This is a genomic window from Nocardia sp. NPDC055002, from assembly GCF_053608825.1.
The window spans coordinates 208,358-226,897 of the sequence record NZ_JBSGWE010000001.1 but is presented as its reverse complement, the minus strand read 5'-3'; the positions used below and the strand labels follow the sequence as shown (position 1 = coordinate 226,897).

Here is an 18,540-nt window from a genome sequence, read left to right as displayed (position 1 = left end):
ACATAGACTGAAGGTGTGCCCGAACCCGCCTTCGAACCCGCTCCCCCGGGCGTGGGCGCGATCGTGGTCGGCAGCTTCCCGCTCGCGGCCGGACAGTGGACCCACGAGCACTACCACCCCCAGCACCAGCTGGCCTGGACACGTAGCGGCGTGCTCGGTGTCGCTGTGGGACAAGCGCATTGGATCGTGCCGCCGACCCGCGCGCTGTGGCTGCCAGCAGGCGTCGCGCACAGGACCGGTGCGAGCCGCGACGCCGTGCTGTGCAGCCTCTATTTCGAACCGGACCGATGCGAGCTGGACTGGCCCGAACCCACCGCGGTCCGCGTCGACGGCCTGCTGGCCCACTTGATCGTGCACCTCGCCCAGAGCACACTGGCCGATGATCAGCGGCTCCGCGCCGAGGCGGTCGTCCTCGACCTGTTGCAGCCGTTGCCCGCGACGCCGATCGACGTCCCCCACCCCGTCGACGAACGAGTACGCACGGTCGCCGACGCCCTACTGGACAACCCAGCCGACCCGCGCAGCCTGGAAGCCCACGCCCGGGCCATCGGCGTGAGCCGTCGCACGCTCACCCGATTGTTCGTGCAGGACACCGGGATGAGCTTCGACCGCTGGCGCACCCACGCGAGAATCCAGGCGGCACTGCCACTGCTGGCCGACGGCCAGCCCGTCTTCCGCGTCGCGCACACCGTCGGATACGCCACGGCCAGTGCGTTTCTCGCGGCCTTTCGCCGAACGGTCGGCACATCGCCGCGGCGATACCTCGACGGCTGAACCGAACAGCCGGAAACCCCACGACCAACAGGTGATCGGCAGCCTCTGCCCCGTCAGCGAGCTCCCGCAGACCTGTCCGCCTGACGCCTGACGCTGAGCTGCGACATCCAGGCGACGCTGTCGATCGTCGCGATCCGCACCTCGGTCGCGATCGCTTTCATGTGCCCCTCGTCGAAGAGCTCGAGCGAGGCGCTACTGATCGTCCCCGCCTCGTCGACGCCGGCGCTCCAGCTGTCCGCCAGCCGCTTGTTCATCTCCGCCACCGCGTGCCGGCGCACCCGATCCCAGCTCAGGTCCGGATGCACCTCGTTCACGGTCCCGGTGCACAGCCAGTCGTCGAGCGTCATTCCGAACAGTTCTGACCACTGCTCGGTATAGGTAGTCACTGACTCGCTCCTCTGATCGGCGCTGCGACGTCGCACGGTGTCCGACATGATGATAAGTCCGTACTAACGAAATCGTCAGCGGGCCTTGAACATTCGCCGCAACGTCGGCCAGATCGGCGGGTGGCCCGCTCAGCTCTCCTTGACCAGGTCCGGCTCGGTCTCGGCCATCACCGCTTCACCACGCGCGACCATTCCCGCTTCGTCGGACAGTGTCAGATGCGGGATGAACAACGCGAGCGCGAACGCGAGCACCGCACCCGGGATCAGGTACCAGAACCCGGGGACCAGCGCGTCGACGTAGGCGCTGACGATCGCGTCGTGCAGGTTGTCCGGCAGGTTCTTGACCACCGAGGGAATCAGTGCGCTCGGATCGATTTTCGCCGCCGCCGCTTCCTGCCAGTTCGCCTGGAACGCGCCGGTGAGGTTCTCGGTCAGCCTTCGTGTTCGTCGAGTCGCGGGCCGAGGAGCCGATGCTGCCGCTGTGGCTGTTCCGCAATCGCACCTTCGTGCTCACCTCGCTGATCGGATTCCTCGTCGGCCTGGTGATGTTCGCGGCGATCGGCTTCATCCCGACCTACCTGCAGATGGCCAGCGGTATGGCGGCTTCCATCCGGGCGCCGGAGGCGATGAAGGCGGCGAGCACTCTCGGCTCGGCCATCACCAGCTTCGTTGCCAGCGAGATACCCTCGCGCACTTCGCTTTCCGGCTGGAAGCCCGCGGCATGCAGCCAGGTGAGGTCTTCGATGAGTACACCGGTCGGACCGCTTGCGACGAATTCGCACCGGGCTTCGGGCGTCCCGATCTCACCGATCGGGCCGACCACCGCGTCCAGCTTGGTCTCGTAATAGTTGAAGAACGTGCGCGGCGAGACACCCGCGGCCTTGGCGATGTCGTCGACGTTCGTCGCGTCCAGCCCGTGCTCGACCGCCAACCGCCGCGCGGCGAGGCATAGATCGAGCAGGGTCCGTTGCTTCTTTTGTTCACACAGACCGACTGCGACCTGTTTGACCGGCTCCTGAGTCACGTCCACATTTTGCACACACTGCAATCTTTCAGGAACTGCAACTATTTCCCCGGGTAGCGGGCCGACTCTTCCGGCAGGTCGACGCCGCGTTGATCCCGGGAAAAGGACCGACCCGGGGCGACACTGAGAGTCGTGGACATCGACCCCGAGGACAGCGCTCCGCAGGCGCCCGCGCGAACCAGAATGCCGACGTGGCTACCTCGGGCAATGGTGCTGGCACTGGTGTTCTTCGGGCTGTTCCTGCTCGCGGACTGGGCGTTCCACCGGCTGACCGGCATCCTGATCATCTTGTTCGTCGCGTTCTTCATCTCGCTGGCGATGGAGCCACCCGTCGCACTGCTGGTGCGGCGGGGGGTGCCGCGTGGTCTCGCCACCGGCCTGGTATTCATCGCCACCTTCCTCTGCGTGCTGGCCTTTCTCGCCGCACTGGTGACCTTGCTCGTGGAGACGGCGACCAACCTGGTCCATGAGACGCCACGGCTGCTCAACGAGGGCGTGGACTGGGTCAATCACACCTTCGGACAGCACTTCACGACGCACGACCTGAGTCAACGGCTGCTGCGCGAATCCGACCTGCTCGAGAGCTACGCGCACACCGCCGCCGACAATGCCTGGGGCGTGTCGACCACGGTCCTGGGCGGCTTGGCCCAGGTCCTGACCATCGCGCTGTTCAGCGTCTACCTCACCGCGGGCGGCCCGAAGGTGCGGCGCACGGTGTGCTCGCTCCTGCCGCCGACACGCCAGCAGACCTTCCTGCACGCCTGGGACCTCGCCATCGACAAGACCGGCGGCTACCTGTTCTCTCGATTGTTGCTGGCGATCATCTCCGCGATCGTGCACGGCGTATTCCTGTCGATCCTGCACCTGCCCAACCCCATCGCCCTCGGTGTCTGGTTCGGCGTGATCTCCGCGTTCATCCCGACCATCGGCACCTACATCGCCGCGATCGTTCCGGTCTTCGTGGCACTGACGGTCGACCCGATGGACGCGGTATGGATCATCGTGTTCGCGGTTGTCTACCAGTGGTTCCAGGACTACCTACTGCAGCCTCGCATCACCGCGCGCACCGTCGACGTCAACGCCGCGATCGCATTGCTGTCGGTGCTGGCCGGTGGCGCGCTGCTCGGAGCGGTCGGCGCGCTGCTGGCCATCCCAGCCACCGCCACGGTCCAGGCGTTCCTGTCCGAATACGTGAAACACTATGCGGTGACCGAGGATCCCCGCATCGAACAAACGACACCGCGCCGCACACGAGCGGGCGTACCCACCCGCGACTGAAACCGCGATACGGCGATTGCCCGTCGGAGCTCGATGCTTCGCCTTCCACATCCACCCTACTGATTACACCTACTCGATTAGTGTTGCGTAACAACATCTTTCAAATGACACAGGTTCGAATTGAATCTCCCGATCCGTGTAACAGCGCAGCAGCGGGCTCCGATCCAGAGCTTGACGCAACACCGAGCGAGGAGACGCACCCGTGGACGCCGTGTACCAACAATACGCAGCAGAGATGCATGAGCGGTTCGGCTTCCTGGCAACGTGGCTACCGTCTGGCCTGGTAGAGCCAGGCGACGTCGGCGTCCTGGTCAACGGCAAGTTCGAGAAAGTGACGACCCTGACGACGCTGGGCGTGCCGTATTCCCTCGACACACCAGGGCACAACGGTCACCTCGACTACTCGTCAGCGCAGACGGTTCGCGTCACTGAGACCGCCGGCGTCGACGCTGCCGATCTGGTGTCGAGCTCCCTCACGATCAGCTTCGGGCGCAGCGGTGCCACTTTCCTCCAGGCGGCCGATACATCTGAGCTGAAAATTGCTGACCTGCACCTCCTCGAAGGTGAGTTGAAACGCCGGTACGCCCATCACCAGTGGCTGCCCGAGTATCTGGTGGTCCACAAGGTTGTACGTACGGGGCCCGCTGTCATTTTCGTATCCAACGAACGCGATGCCCACATCGGATTGCGTCTGAACGCAACCGGCGGCATACCCTCCACAGTTCCCATCGCCCAAGCGGCTGCCCATTTGACGGTGACCAGCCGTTCGGGGCTTGCGGTGAATCTGGTTGTCCCCGCAGAATCCACTCCGCTGTTCGGCGCCGTCCAACTTCGGAAACGACTCGGCGGCAACACCTCACTGAGGTTCCGAAATGACGGTAACGACGCCGGACTGGTTCCGATGCGGTGGCCGACGGTCAGGGACGAGGCAGCAAGGCCGGTTGATCCGTGACCACAGGCAAACTCCCCACCACCGCCCGCCTCGGAGAGGCGATTCGAATCGCTCAGCATCTCGCTGATGACGAAGGGCAATTGGTCGGCCCCGAGGCGCTGTTCTCGGCAATCGTGCTGGATGCAGAGCCGCGGACAAGGTGCCGCCTCATACTTCGCCAGCTCGGCGTCGACCGCGCATTCACCGACCAGGACCGCCAAGAGATGGCGGCGCTGTCGGACCGGTTCGGACCAGGTCGTATCGATATCGGATTCACCGACCGAGCCGCCGCCGTCCTGGGCCGGATGCAGTACTGGGCCTCACGCACCGGTGACCGCAGCGCGGATACATCGCATTTGCTGCTCGCGTGTCTGGAGCAGCGGGACATCTCCGAGATCGTCCACCAATTCGGCGCCACGACCAATGACGTTATCCGGACAGCACTGGCAGTCAGGCGGGCCGTGGCGCCGACAGATCGCCCGATCGAGTCGGCGGGACCGATCCTGTCACCGAGTCGGCTCCATCGGCCCGCGACCCACGCGTTCGACGCCGATGAGACCAGCGTCGAGCATTTCCGGACGTACACATCGACGATTTCGCGGTCTCAACTGGCCGGAGCCGGCCACATGAGTTCCCGCATTCAACGTCACCTGGTTCGACTCCACATGCTGGTCAGTGTTGCGACGTTGGTCGCCGCGGTATCACTGCTGGTTGCCACCGCATATTGCGCCGTCACTGCGACTTTCTGGTCACTGATCTGGCTCGGTTGCAATGTGCGCAGGGACCGGTTCGCCTTGATTTTCCGGCTGGCGGTAGATCTGAGTGTCGTGGCACTGAGCTTTACCCTCGGTGTACCGCTCTGGCCCGCGATATTGGTCGTCGTCTATCGGGTGTGTGATGTCTTCGAGGAGCGGCTCGGGTTGATCCAGGTTCGTAGCGCGGTGGCGGAGCCGGCACTGTCGCTGCGCACCCTCCGTGACGATCGGCGGATCAATTATCGCGGCGCGAACAACCACATTGTCAACCGGCTCACAAGAAGGTCGAGCAGCGATGCGATCCAAACCTGATGTCTCCCTGTGGCGTCCAGGGGTAGATGACCGGATGGCGATGCGGGATTGGTTGCATCGCCGAAACCGGCGCGAAGTGGATGCCGAGGTCATCGACTTCGTTCTGCCGGCCCCGATGATCATGGGCGGCGACCTCAGTGCAGCAAAGCTGGGCTCTCGCATATTGGCGCTCGGTCTGCTGCGCATGCCCGCGTCGATTCGACTCGCTCACCGATACGGATCTTCGGGGTCGCGAATCGGACTGTTCGACTGCGATTTTGCGAAGCTCAGCTATCGGCTGGCCGGACCGATCTACCTGGTGCGGTTCCTGCTGTCGGTTGCCTCCTCGTTGGCAACCGCGGCGGTAGGAGGCTCGTCGTCGATCGCGATCATCTTCGGCATCGTGGCTTGGGCAATGATGGGATGGCGGGGGAAGGCGGTATTTCCCTTCTACCTCGCCGCAATATTGGGCGGGGCCCTGATATCACCCTCGGTATTGTGGGTCCAACTTCCTGGGTTTTTCGTCTACCGGGTTATGCGGATATTGTTCGCCTCCTGGATGACCAACTTGATGTCGACCATGGTGTTCGCCAGCCCAGCGAGATTCCTCGGCAGGTTCGCAGTCCTGCGAGCACTGTTCAGTAGCAAATTTTCCAGTGTGCTGCTGGCGGTGGACAAGGCCACCCACGACGACCGCGCACGGGCGTCGTTCTTCGTCGACGCGGTGCTGGATACAGCACCAACCCGTCTCGAGCCGGTCCTACTCCAGTGCGCTGCCAATGCCGAAGCAGCCGAATTGGAATTTCAGAAGGCTTTGACGCTTGCCCAACAAGCCAGCGATCTCGCAGCGCACTGCAATGACCCCATACGCGGATGGTGCGCACTGCAATTCGGCGACCTTCTCGCACTGGCGGGACGGCAAGCAGAAGCAGAAGATCGGTGGAGGGAAGCTTCGTCTTTGCTCAGCTACCGCAGCAGGACCCGCTATTGGCGTATCGAGGCAGACCTGCGAATGGCGGAAGCGTTGACGTCGAACCTGACTGATCTCGCACGGTGCGAGGACGGACTCAGCCGCATCTGCACGGTCCGGAGGGCCGCCCTTCGTTCCGCAAGTGCAACGTTGCTCGACCGCACCGAATTTCTTCTGCTTCGAATGATGCACGAAGCCGAGAACACCACAGCAGTCGCCGAGCATTTCGAGACCCTGCACGAGGTGACGGAAGGCGGCGTCCAGGCAGACGCATCGGTCACCGAGCACGCTCGACAGAAATTGCTACACGCTGCACTCCTCGTCGAACTGTCAGGCCGAACTGACGACCCTGCCGAGCGATACGAGCGTGCTGCCGACCTGTGCGACAACGTTCTCGGATTTCTCAGCCGCACGCATGACCCGCTCATGGAAGCGAACGTTTTTGCTCTGCTGGCGCGGATCAGGTCAATCCAGAACCAACGCACCGAATCGCTGGCAAACGCTCTGGCGGCGTTGAACGCGGTGCAGCGCGTCCGATATCAGCTCCCGACAACGTCATGGCGGACCGCATGGACAGCCACATACTCACAGACGTACGCACTTGCGCTCGACCTCGCCGCCGGAGCCGGTGACGCCGCATTGGTCGCCGAACTACTCGAAGTTGTTCGCGCCCAGGCCGTTCCGCTGGAGAACAACGACGCAGGCGCACTCTTGCGGGCAATCTTCACGTCGCTGGTATCCGATCTGCCGGCAGCCGACGCGACAGAGCCGGGAGTAGATCCCGTCCTTCCGAATCCCACAGTGCTTGTCGATGGAGCTTGCTGGGTGGGCGGTCTTCCTCACGACGCGCTCGATCTCGACACCGAGCTCGCGACGATGTATCCCGGGTGCTGGTATTGGAGCTATTGCCGAGTCGACGAGACGATCCACCATGCGGTGCGCAGCCCGGAAGGAACGTGGCACGCAAGCACAACCGATCATCGGTCGGTCGAACCATTCCTCAGAAGGCTCGCGTGGCACCTTCCGATTCACATCCCCGGCGAAGACTTTCCCGAAGATCGACTGCGTGGGGCAGCACTGATGACCGAATCCGCCAACACAATGACCCACGACGGGCTATCCGGCGAAGTCTTCTTCCAGGTTTTCCGGTCGCTCGGCTCCGCGCTGATTCCTGAAATCCTGGCCGAAGGCCTCGCTCGGCCAGGCGTGGACACGCTGGTCGTAGCGCCCACAGGTGCGCTTGCGACCATTCCGGTAGCCGCGCTGCTGCTTCCCGACGGAACTGGAGTGCTGAGCACGGCGGCGGTCGTACACGTGCCCTCCATCTCGATAATCGCTCGCCGACGTGCCGACCGAGGTCTCAAGCCGCTCACGCACCGCGACACGGATCATGTGCTAGCCGTGCTCGTGCCCCACTGCGCTCCAGGGCATGACCCCGACGACAAGAACCTCACCTACGCCGAGCGCACCGAACCGCCGAACAGCAAGATCGTCCGTGGCCCGCTGAGCAAGAACGAGTTTGCGATGCATCTGAGCACACTGCGCACTGCCGCCGGCACGCTCCTGCTGACCGGACACGTCAGATACGGCGAACTCGATACGTCGCCCGCCTCGATGGGCTTCGCGTTCCACGACGGCTTGCTGTCACTCAGGGACTTCTATTCGACCGCGCTAGACGGCGTGCCTGTTTTCCAAATGCCGCCCCGCGCCATCCTGGCTGGCTGCGGCAGTATCGGAATCGACCCCGATGTCCCCGGCGACCTGGCAAGGACGCACCGGATCCAGGCTTCCGAGTGGCTGGGGTTCGCCGCGGCCGCGCTGTACGGCGGTGCCGAGCAAGTCATCTGCACCCTTTTCGAGGTCCCTGACTCTTCGACGACCCGCCGGATCGACTTGGACTTGGTGGAGGCTCTGCGCAAGGGTCGCGACCCGGTGACGGCGCTCAGAGATATTCAACTACGTGAACTCCGGCGATGGGAGTCCGGCGAGGAGTCGGGTTCGCTGGCGATGGCTTCTCTTGCCTACGCATACGTCGGCATAGGCACTGGCTGATCGGTGACACGGGGCTCGACCGCACGTGCGAGCTCGTCGAATCAGGGTGCGTCCCCGTAGATGACGAGCCAGATCGCGCGACCGAGTGATTCGGCCAATTCCTCCTCGCCGATACCGGTTTCGGCGGCGAAGGCAACGGAGATCGTGCGTTCGACCATCGAGGTGAGTATCAGGGCGGTGGCTCGGGGATCGAGCTTCGGCCCGACGCGGCCCGCTGCCTGTTCGGCCGCCAGCCGGGCACGCACCAGTTCGGCGAAGGTCGCCACTCGGGAACGCCAGTAGGCACCGACCTCCCGGTCGTAGGAACCCACTTCGGTCAGGGCGAGCAGCAGATAGCGATGGTCGCGGAAGCCGCCGATCATCGCGCGCATGGCCAGCACGACTCCGGCCTGCTGATCGGTGTGCTCGGCACTCCACCACGTCTCCGCCGCGGCGAACAGATCGGCCGTGGCCAACTCGGCCATCCGGATCAGCAGCCTGCTCTTGTCCGGAAAGTAGCGATAGAAGGTAGATCTCGCCGATCCGGACGCCGCGGCGATCTTCTGCACGGCGATCTCGGTGAACGGCGTGCCGCCTGCCAGCAGGTCTTCGACCGCGATCAGGACACGCCGTTCGAATTCTGCCCGCCGGTCATCGGTGGGTTTGCGCGCCGATCGCGGGACACGGGTCAGTGAGGGCATCGGCTATCCGTCGCCGATGCCGCACCGGGTGCGCTGGCATTGCCCATGCGACCCATTGTGCCCGTAGACCAGCGGGCCGCCATGGTGGCGGGGTACAGGCCGCGGCAATCCCCCTGTCCCGGTTGACTGTTGACACCTGAACGCGGCCCGCCTCATCATCAATCGGACACACTGTCCGAGACTCAGTGACCGAGGTGGTTCTCATGGTCGATTCCCCTGTCGCTGCGGTCGAACGGACCGACGTCGTCGTGGTCGGCGCGCGCTGCGCGGGATCGGCTACCGCGGCGACGCTGGCGAGGGCGGGTCGCGCGGTGGTCGTGCTCGACGCCGCCACCTTGCCGTCGGACACCCTGTCCACCCACCTGCTCTGGCCGGCCGGGCTGGCCGAGCTCCAGCGCCTCGACGCATTGACCGCCGTCGAGGCACTCGGTGCGCCACGACTGACAAGGGCCTACGCACAGGCCGCGGGCCACGGTGTCGGTTCCGGCTTTCCCTCGGTCGACGGCATCGACTACGCGATGTGCGTGCGCCGCACCGGACTCGACGCCGTGCTGGCGCGCACCGCGGTGAACGCGGGCGCGCAAGTGCGGCCGCGCTGCCGGGTCACCTCGGTGATCTGGGACGGGAACCGTTGCGCCGGTGTGCGATACCTCGACGCCGCGGGCCAGACCAGGGAGATCCGCGCCGCGCTCGTCGTCGGCGCGGACGGGCGGCGCAGCACGATCGCCCGCGCGGTGGGCGCCGAACGACCGTTTCTGAGCGTGCCGAGCGGGCGCGACTGCTATTTCGCCTACTGGCGCGACGCCGCCGACGCTCCCCGGCACATCGCCGCCCAGTGGCGTGTCGGTGCCGACCTCGGCACCGCCTTCCCGTGCGACGACGGCCTGGTGCTCAGCCTGGTACAGCCGCCCACTGTCAGCGACCTCGGATCGGGTCCCGGTGTGGCCGAACGCCGCTACGCCGAGGCCCTCGCCCGGATTCCGGATCTGACCGGCCGGCTGCGCGGTTGTGAGCGCGTGGGCCGGATCCGTTCCGCCACCGGCATTTCCTCGTACTTCCGCCGTTCCGCGGGGCCGGGCTGGGCACTACCCGGCGACTCCGGACACTTCAAAGATCCCGTCACCGCGCAGGGCATCCGCGACGCCCTGCACTATGGACGCACGCTCGCCGAGTCGGTCGACGAGGTTCTCGACGACCCGCGGGCTCTCGACGCCGCCCTGTCGGAGTGGGAGCACCGCCGCGTCGTCGAATGCCGCGAGATCTTCCACTGGACGAACCGGCTGGCACGGGGTGAAACGCTGCGGCCCTTGGAGATCGAGCTCTACCGCTCCGCCGCCGACGACCCCGAACTGGCAGAGATCACCGCAGGCATCTTCTCCCGCACCCACCGGCCCGCCGAGCTGTATACCCCGTCCCGCGCACTGGGCCTCGCGCTGCGCGCCTCGGTCCATCAGTGGGCACATCTGCCCGCCGTCCTGGCCGACATGGCACGCGAGATCCGCGACTCGACCAGCGAATGGCGAACCACGCGAACAACCCTGCGCGGCACAGCATCCGATGACCGCCCACCGCCGAGCCCGCCTTTCACCCTCACCACCGCAGGTCCAGGAGAACACCATGCCTGATCAGCCGACACCGTTGTCAGCACCGATCACCCGCCGCACCGCGCTGCGCGCCGGGCTCATCGCCGGAGCCGCACTAGCCGCGACTCCCCCGGCCCTCGCGGCAGCGACGACCGGCCGGCGTTCGCCACTATTGCGCTCCGGAGGTAAGTCGGTGGCGATATTCGGTGGCGGCATGGCCGGGCTCAGCGCCGCGCACGAGCTGGCCGAACGAGGCTACGACATCACCGTCTACGAGCCCGCCTTCCTCGGCGGAAAGGCCCGCAGCATGGGCGTGCCGGGGACCGCGTCGCCCGGCCGTCAGCCTCTGCCAGGTGAACACGGGTTCCGCTTCTTCCCCGGCTGCTATCAGCATGTTCCCGACACGATGAGCCGAATCCCGTTTCCCGGCAATCCGAACGGTGTGCTCGACAACCTGGTGCGGGTCGAGGGCACGGTCGCCGGATTCCAGGACCTTCCGCCGGTCTTCGCCCCGGTCGAGCTCGGTGGACTGAGCCAGTTGACGCCGGAACTGGTGCAGAACAGTATCATCGGCGCGCTCGGCTTCATCCCTGACCTGCCACCACACGAGCTGGCGTTCTTCGCCAAGCAGATGCTCGTGTGGTTCACCTCCAGCACCGAACGACGCTTCGACCAGTGGGAATACGTGACCTGGGAACAGATCATGCAGGCCGAGGGAAAGTCGCCCGCCTACCGCAAGTACCTGGTGAACGCGCTCACCCGGATCACCGTCGCCGCGAAACCGCAGACCAGCTCGGCACGAACCATCGGCACGATCGGCGAGGCGCTGGTGCTCGCCGCCTCCGGCACGGTTGCGCAGTTCGCCGGTGGCGTCGACCGAATCCTCAACCGCCCGACCAACATCGCCTGGATCGATCCGTGGGTCGACTACCTGCGCACACTCGGCGTCCGCTTCGTCATGGGGCAGGGCCTGGCCGCATTGCGGATGGCCGGCGGTCGCATCGCCGCCGCGACGATCAGCGGATCAGGTGGGACCACGACGGTGACAGCCGACCACTATCTGTGCGCCATGCCGGTCGACCGCGCGGTCGATCTCCTCGACGACACGATCATCGAGGCAGATCCGCGCCTGGGCGGGATGCGAAACCTGGTCACCGACTGGATGGTCGGCATCCAGTACTACCTGCGCCGCCCCACCGACATCCCGGAGGGACACATCGCCGCGTTGGGCTCCCCCTGGGCCCTCACCGCCCTGCGCCAAGCCCCCATGTGGGTGGGCGACTTCCCTGCCACCTACGGCGACGGCTCGGTGCTGGAATGCCTGTCGGTCGACATCTCCGACTGGGACACACCCGGAATCCACTTCGGCCGCACCGCCAAGGAATGCACCGCCGCCGAGATCGCCACCGAGACCTGGGCGCAGCTCAAAGCCTGGCTCAACACCGGCACCGACTGGCTACGCGACGAAGACATCCACTCCTGGCATCTGGACCCCGGCATCACCTGGTCGGGAACCACCATCCACAACGAAACCCCGCTGCTGGTCAACACAGTCGGGTCCTACGACGATCGCCCCGACGCACACTGCGCGATTCCCAACCTCTACTTCGGCGGTGATCACGTCCGACACCACATCGATCTGGCCACCATGGAGGGCGCCAACGAATCCGGTCGCGCGGCGGCCAACGCCATCCTCGACGCCGCCGACGACCCGAGTCCCCGCGCCCAGATCTTCCCGCTGGTCTCCCTGCCCGCATTCGCTGCCGCCAAAGCCATCGACGCGGACCGCTTTCACGCCGGTTTACCTCACCTGCTCGACGGCTGACCCTTGACCGTCCGCGATTTCTGGTGCACATTGACACCACATCATTGTGGTGTCAATGTGCACCAGAATGAATCAAGGCCGCCCGCACAGAATCGGATGAGGTAACGATGCCCTGCTGTCTGTTGGCGAGCTACCTCGTCGCGGGATTCCGGCGCCTGCGCCGTCGCCCGGCCACGGAGACCGAAACCGCGAGTTTCGCTCCTCCCGCGCGACGCCGAGGGCCGGCTCAACGAACGGAGGCGGCGCGATGAGCGACGCGATCACGATGCCCACGGTGACCGAATCCAGTCCGGAGGATCTGGCGTTCCAGCGCTTCGTCCTGGATCTGGCCCTGCAACCGCTCGACCGTTTCGACGGGTTCGACCGGATCGAGCAGATCGCGGCCAGCGCGCTGCGCTATCAGCTCAACTTCATCGGCTACGGACTCGCGATGGCCCAGTACACGCGCACCCCGGCCTTCACCGGCTATCTCGCCGAGGCCCAGCGCAATGCCATCGTGAAGATGTGCGACAAGCGCGTGTGGTCCTATTGGGCGACGGAGAGCCTGGTGGGGTACGCCCGGCTCAACACCGACCCGATCCGCCATGCCAACGTCATGTACACCGGATATTTCGGGGTGATGCTCGGCCTCTACGAAACGCTCAACGCCGACACCACCTTCGACCAGCCCGGTTCACTTCGCCTGCGGTGGAGCAAGTCTCGCGTGCACGACTACGACTTCGAGCGGCTCACCCGCGCGATTCGTACGAACATGCTGGTTCGCAAGGACTGTCCGCAGTACCCCTGCGAGCCCCACCTCATCTATCCGATCTGCAATGCCTTCGCGTTCAACACCCTGGTGATGCACGACCGGCTGCACGGCACCGAACTCACCGGCGACCTGGTCGACCGGATCCGGCACAGCTACCTCCACGACGGCTGGCGCACGCGCAGCGGACGGTTCATCCCGGGCAGGCTCGGGCCCAAGCTCACCATCAGCGCACCGGTACTCGCCTACGACGCGGGCATGGTGGCCTGGCTGAACGCGACCATGCCCGATCTGGCCCGTGATACCTGGAACACCATCCGGCAGCGCTTCATCCGGTTCGACGGCACCGAAGTACAGTTGCGCGGTTCTTCTCGATCGCGCGTGGACCTCGGCAACTACAACGTGGTCAACGGCGACGGAATGACCAGGGTGTTCGTCGCGACCGCGGCTGCCGAAATGGGCGAGACCGACCTCGCCGACGCACTGAATCGGTCTCTGGCCGAACACAATCGGCTCGTCGACCGAGCGGGTGCCCAGCGCTACGCCGGCGCGTCGACGGTGACCAACGCGCATCACGTCCTGGCTCGCTTCGCCCGCCCGGACGGGCTGCGCGACCTGATCCGGGGCGAAGTCCCGCGACAGTGGCGAACCGGTCCGATCCTCAATGATGCCGCCTACCCGGATGTCCTGGTCGCCAAAGCGGTGACCGACGGCACCTCGCTCGATCTGGTGCTACGGCCGGGCGACGGCCCGCGGCGCGTTCGGCTCGGGCTGCAACGGCTGATTCCTGAACGCTCATACCAGGTCACCGGTGCCATCGAGGCCGCGGTGATCGCCGATGCCGACGGTACCGCTGTGATCGAAGTGGACCTCGGCGGACGCCACGTGGTGCGCGTCAGCCCCGTCTGAGCGCGGTGAACCACGCACTGCCCGCACCGGTGGGGTGGATCGCGGTCGGCCTGTGTTCGGCCGCGGCGCTCGTCGCCGCGGTCGACGCCCGTTCCGGCACACCGGCGACCAGTCGATATGACGGTCGGGCAACCGAACTCGCCCATGTCGTCATGCTCGTCGCGATGGCAGTGATGTGGACGCCGACAGCTGGTGACCTACCCGCCGCGATCTGGCGTGCCGTCTTCTCGGTGCTCGCGATCGCGATGTCGACCTGGGTCGCGGTCACGATCGCTCGCCGCACCGACGACGTCGGCGCCGCGATCTACCACTGTGTGGCCGCGTTCGCGATGCTCTACGCGCCCCTGGGGCAGCAGCACCACCACCATCATGTCCATGGTGGAGCGGAGAACTCCTTGCCGGTCCCGCTGCTCGGCTGGGCATTCGTGGCGATCTTCACCCTCGACGCTGTCGTCACGCTCGGCGCACTGACGTGGCAGATCGCCCATCGGCGACCGGCGCGGGCGTTGTTCCCGCACTTGGTGATGGACGCCGCGACAGCCGTGATGATCTGGCAGGCGCTGAGCGCCTGACCCTCGTTCGATACGGGTCGCGCCCAGGTAGCGCAGGAGCAGGAGGCAGGCGCTACCTGGGCGATCGAACACTATTCGCGCAGCCGAACCTTCTCGAGGATCGGCCGCACCCCACGCGGTACCCACCAGTTCCAGGTGCCCGCCAGTCGCATGAAAGCGGGGACCAGAATCATGCGGATCAACGTGGCGTCCACCAGCACAGCCAGCGTCAATCCGACGCCGAGCATGCGCATGAGGGAGACCCCGCTCGTCGCGATCGCCGCGAAGATCACGATCATCATCGCCGCCGCCGCGGTCACCACCTGCCCGGAACGGGCAAGCCCGACGGCGACTGCCCGATCGTTGTCGGCCCTGGTGTGCCCGGAGGTCTCCCATTCCTCGGTGAAGCGCGCGAGCAGGAAGACCTCGTAGTCCATGGACAGCCCGAACGCCACACAGAACAGCAGGACCGGGACCGTGGCGACGGTGAAACCGGTGATCTCGGTGCCGAATCCACCGAGGTGTCCCGACTGGAACACCCAGACCATCGCACCGAAGGTCGCCGTGAGTGAGACAACGTTGAGCGCCAGCGCCTTCAACGGCAGCAGGAGGCTGCCGGTCAGCAGCATCAGCAGGATGAAGGTGGTGACAGCGATCCAGGCCAGGGCTTTCGGGAAGGCCGCTGCGATCCCGGCCGCCGTGTCGCGCTTCTGCTGAGCCAAACCACCGAACACCGTGTCGCCGGGTGCGGCGACCGCGTCGAGCTCATCGAGCTGCCGCGCGGCGGCAGGTGAGTACGGATCGAGTGAGGTGGCGATCGTCAGATGGGTACTCTCGGCGCGCGCAGCGCCGGGATCGCCGGGCCCCACCGGCTGCCCGCCCGCATAGGTCCCCGACGGCGCGAGCACCACATCCACATCGGGCACCCGCGACAGCGCGGCCGCGTACTCGGCCGTCGCCGTGTCGGCACCTTCGCGGTGGACGATGATGTGAACGGTGCCGGTGGCGTTGGCGTCGAACTGCTCTCGGATCGTGTCACCGACGTGGCGTGCCTGCGCGGCAGCAGGCAGGACTCGATCGTCGGGCAAACCGACCTGGAGTCCCAGGACCGGCGCGCCGGCGATCAGCAGAATTCCCAGCACCGGCAGCGCGATGAGAACGGGGTGCTTCTGCACCGCCACCGCCAGTCGGTACAGGAACATCGACTCGACCGCGGCCGCCTCTCGCAACGGCTTTCGGGTGATCCGCTCCCCGAGGAGTGCGAGCAGGGCGGGCACACACGTCAGCGCCAGCACGACCGACAGCGCGACCACGGCGACGCCCGCGTACCCGATGGAACGCAGAAAGTTCATCGGGAAGAACGACATTCCGATCAACGCGATCGCCACCGTCACACCGGAGAACAGCACGGCCCGCCCACCGCGCCGCATGGCCAGCGAGATGGCGGTGTGCTGGTCGTGGCCACGAGCGATCTCCTCGCGGAACCGCCCGATGATCAGTAGTGAGTAGTCGATCGCCAGCGCCAGCCCGAGGGCGGTGGTGATGTTGAGCGCGAAGACTGACAGGTCGAAGACGAAGGTCAGCGCGAACAGCACCGCGGTGGTCGCGACGATGGCCAGCACTCCCACCGCGATCGGAATCGCCGCGGCCACGACACTGCGCAGGAACCAGATCAGCAGCAGAAATGTCAGCGGGATCGCGATCGATTCCGCCAACGCGAGGTCGTGCTCGGCGCGTTCGTTGATCTCCTGGAACGCCATCGCCTGTCCGCCCGCGGTGACGGTGATCTCGCCTGTGGTCCCGGTATGCCGGGTGGCCAAGTCGGCCGCAGTCTTCTGCGCCTGGTTGTCGTCGCCGGCCAGACCCGCCACGATCAGTCCGACGTGTCCGTCCCGGTCGATCAACCGGGCGCGGCTGTCCGGGTCGGTCCACGGCGAGTCGACCGACAACACCCGGTCGTCGACGCGCAGGTCGTCCACGATGTCATTCGCGCGATCGGCCCCGGCGCCGGTGAGAACATCACCGGGTGCTTCGACAGTGAAGATCAGCTGCATTCCCGCGATGTCGAAGTCGCGGGCCAGTGCCTGCTCAGCCTGTGAGGACTCCGCGTCGGGGTCGAGAAACCCGCCCGCCGACAAGCGGCCGGTCACTTGCGCACCGAGCAGACCGAACAGCACGAACGCGATGCCCGCCACGGCGAGAACCAGTTTCGGCGTCCGGATCGCGATCGTGGCGAACCGTTCGATCATCGCAGGACCCCGCGATCGCCTGGGAACAGGTACAGGGCCGATCTCGCCCGGCACGCGGAGCGTGGACGGAGTTCGTTCCAGATGGCGTCGTCGGTGCACGCGTCGGACAGCACACGCGCGCACTGTCCTCGCTGTCCGCGCTCGACGTTCGACGGCAATGTCGGTTGCATGTATTCATCTCCCCTTCTCGGCAGGCACGGTGATCATCCGTGCGCGCCCTGTCGATCACCGCGTCGTCATCGGCGACCGGTGCGCTGAACACGACGTAGCCCCGGGCTTCGAGCAGATGACCCTGTGGGGCAAGACCTTCCATCAGGTCGCCGGCCGGCAAGGCCGATGCGCCGCGGACGTGGACGACCGGCCAGCGCAGTTCGAGCCCGCGCAGCGCGGCGTCGGCGCCGTCGAACGCTTCGGTGAGCACCGCGTCGAGATCGTAGTCCGGGGACGCGCGAACGAACTCGCGGAGCGCCGGGCAGGAATGAACCGCGCGAGATTTCCCGGAATCGGAGGCACCACGTCGAAGAACACCGATCGTCATATGGTTTGTGTCACAACAGTTTTCATCGCGCGGTGGAAGGTTGATTCCTCACGCCTACTTGAAAGCTCATCAGCCGTTGACAGTCTATAGAGGTAATGAGAGGATTTAGGAATCATTCTCTCATAGGCGCGCTGGTAGCCGCCGGTCTTCGAACGGGGTCAACGATGACCACACCACCCGCACCCGCCGCACCGTACTGCCCGCCGCGCGGTTGAGGAAGTCGTCGGTGCACCGCCAACGAGGAACCTCGCTGCTTCACCGGTACGTCGGCGATCGACGATTCTTGCTCGCCTTGCCGCGTGCGGTAGGGCTACAGATCCTGCACCCGGCCATCGCGACGGCTCTCGACGAGCACATGGCGATGCGGCTGTGGTACCACAAGGCGCGGACCGTCTCGCAGACGATCGCCATGGCCTATGACGAACGGGACCAGCGCCACCGCATGGTCAACATTCATGGGCACATCAGTGGAAGCGACGACCACGGCACGCGCTTTCACGCGCTGAATCCGGAGTTGTTCCACTTCCAGCACGCGACCTACGTGGAGACGCTGGTAGTCGCGATCAATACCTTCATGGCGCCGATGTCCGATCGCGACCACGAACGCCTGTATGCGGAGTGCTGCGAATGGTATCTGCGGTTCGGGGTCTCCGCGCGGGCCATGCCACCGGACTGGGCGGGTTTCCGCGACTATTTCGACCGGACCTGCGCGCAGCAACTGCGTCTCACCCCGGCTGGTCGCACGCTCGCACCCGAGGTCTTGCGTCCGACCAGCTGGGTCCCGCGACTGCTGCCATCCGTCGCCGTGCGCGAGTTGCTGCACCCTCGCACCAGGGAACTACTCGGCGTGCCGGCACGACCGGGAGATCGGGCCGCGTTCCGTTCCTACGCCACCGGTCTCCGGATGGCGGCGACGATAGCGCCGCCGAGGATTCGCTACGTTGCGTCGGCGCGCGCGGAGAGGTCACCGCGGCCCGCGTAGACGCATGATTCACG

16 protein-coding genes are annotated in these 18,540 nt (G+C 65.8%); 11 read left to right on the top strand and 5 right to left on the bottom strand.

What is annotated here, in order from left to right:
- Window positions 1–15 precede the first annotated feature (15 nt).
- Window positions 16–774, top strand: coding sequence for an AraC family transcriptional regulator (locus ACWF99_RS01090; RefSeq protein WP_452533885.1), 759 nt, complete (start codon window positions 16–18; stop codon window positions 772–774).
- A gap of 53 nt (window positions 775–827) precedes the next feature.
- Here the strand turns inward: ACWF99_RS01090 and ACWF99_RS01085 are convergent, their stop codons facing one another.
- The 3 genes from ACWF99_RS01085 to ACWF99_RS01075 all read right to left on the bottom strand — a co-directional run bounded on the left by ACWF99_RS01085 (window position 828) and on the right by ACWF99_RS01075 (window position 2,184).
- Window positions 828–1,208 carry a hypothetical protein gene (locus tag ACWF99_RS01085; RefSeq protein WP_452533883.1) on the bottom strand — a complete coding sequence of 127 codons (381 nt, stop codon included), beginning with the start codon at window positions 1,206–1,208 and terminating at the stop codon, window positions 828–830.
- An 81-nt stretch (window positions 1,209–1,289) separates the two neighbouring features.
- Window positions 1,290–1,508, bottom strand: coding sequence for a hypothetical protein (locus ACWF99_RS01080; protein ID WP_452533881.1), 219 nt, complete (start codon window positions 1,506–1,508; stop codon window positions 1,290–1,292).
- Between the two features lie 226 nt (window positions 1,509–1,734).
- Complete coding sequence (locus ACWF99_RS01075) at window positions 1,735–2,184, bottom strand: TetR/AcrR family transcriptional regulator (RefSeq protein ID WP_452533879.1); 450 nt, start codon at window positions 2,182–2,184, stop codon at window positions 1,735–1,737.
- 132 nt (window positions 2,185–2,316) lie between these two features.
- Here ACWF99_RS01075 and ACWF99_RS01070 point away from each other — a divergent pair, with 132 nt between their 5' ends.
- The 4 genes from ACWF99_RS01070 to ACWF99_RS01055 all read left to right on the top strand — a co-directional run bounded on the left by ACWF99_RS01070 (window position 2,317) and on the right by ACWF99_RS01055 (window position 8,461).
- A complete protein-coding gene (locus ACWF99_RS01070; protein WP_452533877.1) occupies window positions 2,317–3,462 on the top strand; it encodes an AI-2E family transporter in 1,146 nt (381 codons plus the stop codon).
- 202 nt (window positions 3,463–3,664) lie between these two features.
- Window positions 3,665–4,414: a hypothetical protein gene (locus tag ACWF99_RS01065; RefSeq protein WP_452533875.1), complete on the top strand. Its 750-nt coding sequence runs from the start codon at window positions 3,665–3,667 to the stop codon at window positions 4,412–4,414.
- Window positions 4,411–5,460, top strand: a complete 1,050-nt coding sequence (locus ACWF99_RS01060; protein ID WP_452533874.1) for a hypothetical protein — start codon at window positions 4,411–4,413, stop codon at window positions 5,458–5,460. Before ACWF99_RS01065 ends, ACWF99_RS01060 begins: the two co-directional genes overlap by 4 nt.
- Entirely contained in the window at window positions 5,444–8,461 is a 3,018-nt protein-coding gene (locus ACWF99_RS01055) for a CHAT domain-containing protein (protein WP_452533872.1), read from the top strand. Before ACWF99_RS01060 ends, ACWF99_RS01055 begins: the two co-directional genes overlap by 17 nt.
- Window positions 8,462–8,502: 41 nt before the next feature.
- Here ACWF99_RS01055 and ACWF99_RS01050 read toward each other — a convergent pair whose 3' ends face one another.
- Complete coding sequence (locus ACWF99_RS01050; RefSeq protein WP_452533870.1) at window positions 8,503–9,141, bottom strand: TetR/AcrR family transcriptional regulator; 639 nt, start codon at window positions 9,139–9,141, stop codon at window positions 8,503–8,505.
- A gap of 203 nt (window positions 9,142–9,344) precedes the next feature.
- Here ACWF99_RS01050 and ACWF99_RS01045 point away from each other — a divergent pair, with 203 nt between their 5' ends.
- The 4 genes from ACWF99_RS01045 (at window position 9,345) to ACWF99_RS01030 (ending at window position 14,778) form a co-directional block, all read left to right on the top strand.
- On the top strand, window positions 9,345–10,766 hold the full coding sequence (locus tag ACWF99_RS01045; protein ID WP_452533868.1) for an NAD(P)/FAD-dependent oxidoreductase: 1,422 nt from the start codon (window positions 9,345–9,347) through the stop codon (window positions 10,764–10,766).
- On the top strand, window positions 10,759–12,549 hold the full coding sequence (locus ACWF99_RS01040; protein WP_452533866.1) for a hydroxysqualene dehydroxylase: 1,791 nt from the start codon (window positions 10,759–10,761) through the stop codon (window positions 12,547–12,549). Before ACWF99_RS01045 ends, ACWF99_RS01040 begins: the two co-directional genes overlap by 8 nt.
- A gap of 247 nt (window positions 12,550–12,796) precedes the next feature.
- Entirely contained in the window at window positions 12,797–14,206 is a 1,410-nt protein-coding gene (locus ACWF99_RS01035) for a linalool dehydratase/isomerase domain-containing protein (protein ID WP_452533865.1), read from the top strand.
- Window positions 14,207–14,211: 5 nt separating this feature from the next.
- Complete coding sequence (locus ACWF99_RS01030; RefSeq protein WP_452533863.1) at window positions 14,212–14,778, top strand: DUF5134 domain-containing protein; 567 nt, start codon at window positions 14,212–14,214, stop codon at window positions 14,776–14,778.
- Between the two features lie 71 nt (window positions 14,779–14,849).
- On the opposite strand, the gene ACWF99_RS01025 is transcribed toward ACWF99_RS01030, so the two are convergent.
- Window positions 14,850–17,006 (bottom strand): MMPL family transporter, encoded by a 2,157-nt coding sequence (locus ACWF99_RS01025; protein WP_452533861.1) that lies wholly within the window; start codon window positions 17,004–17,006, stop codon window positions 14,850–14,852.
- Between the two features lie 199 nt (window positions 17,007–17,205).
- On the opposite strand from ACWF99_RS01025, the gene ACWF99_RS01020 reads away from it, so the two are divergent.
- Window positions 17,206–17,634 carry a hypothetical protein gene (locus ACWF99_RS01020; protein WP_452533860.1) on the top strand — a complete coding sequence of 143 codons (429 nt, stop codon included), beginning with the start codon at window positions 17,206–17,208 and terminating at the stop codon, window positions 17,632–17,634.
- Between the two features lie 136 nt (window positions 17,635–17,770).
- Window positions 17,771–18,526, top strand: a complete 756-nt coding sequence (locus ACWF99_RS01015) for an oxygenase MpaB family protein (protein WP_452533858.1) — start codon at window positions 17,771–17,773, stop codon at window positions 18,524–18,526.
- The last annotated feature ends 14 nt before the right edge of the window (window positions 18,527–18,540 follow it).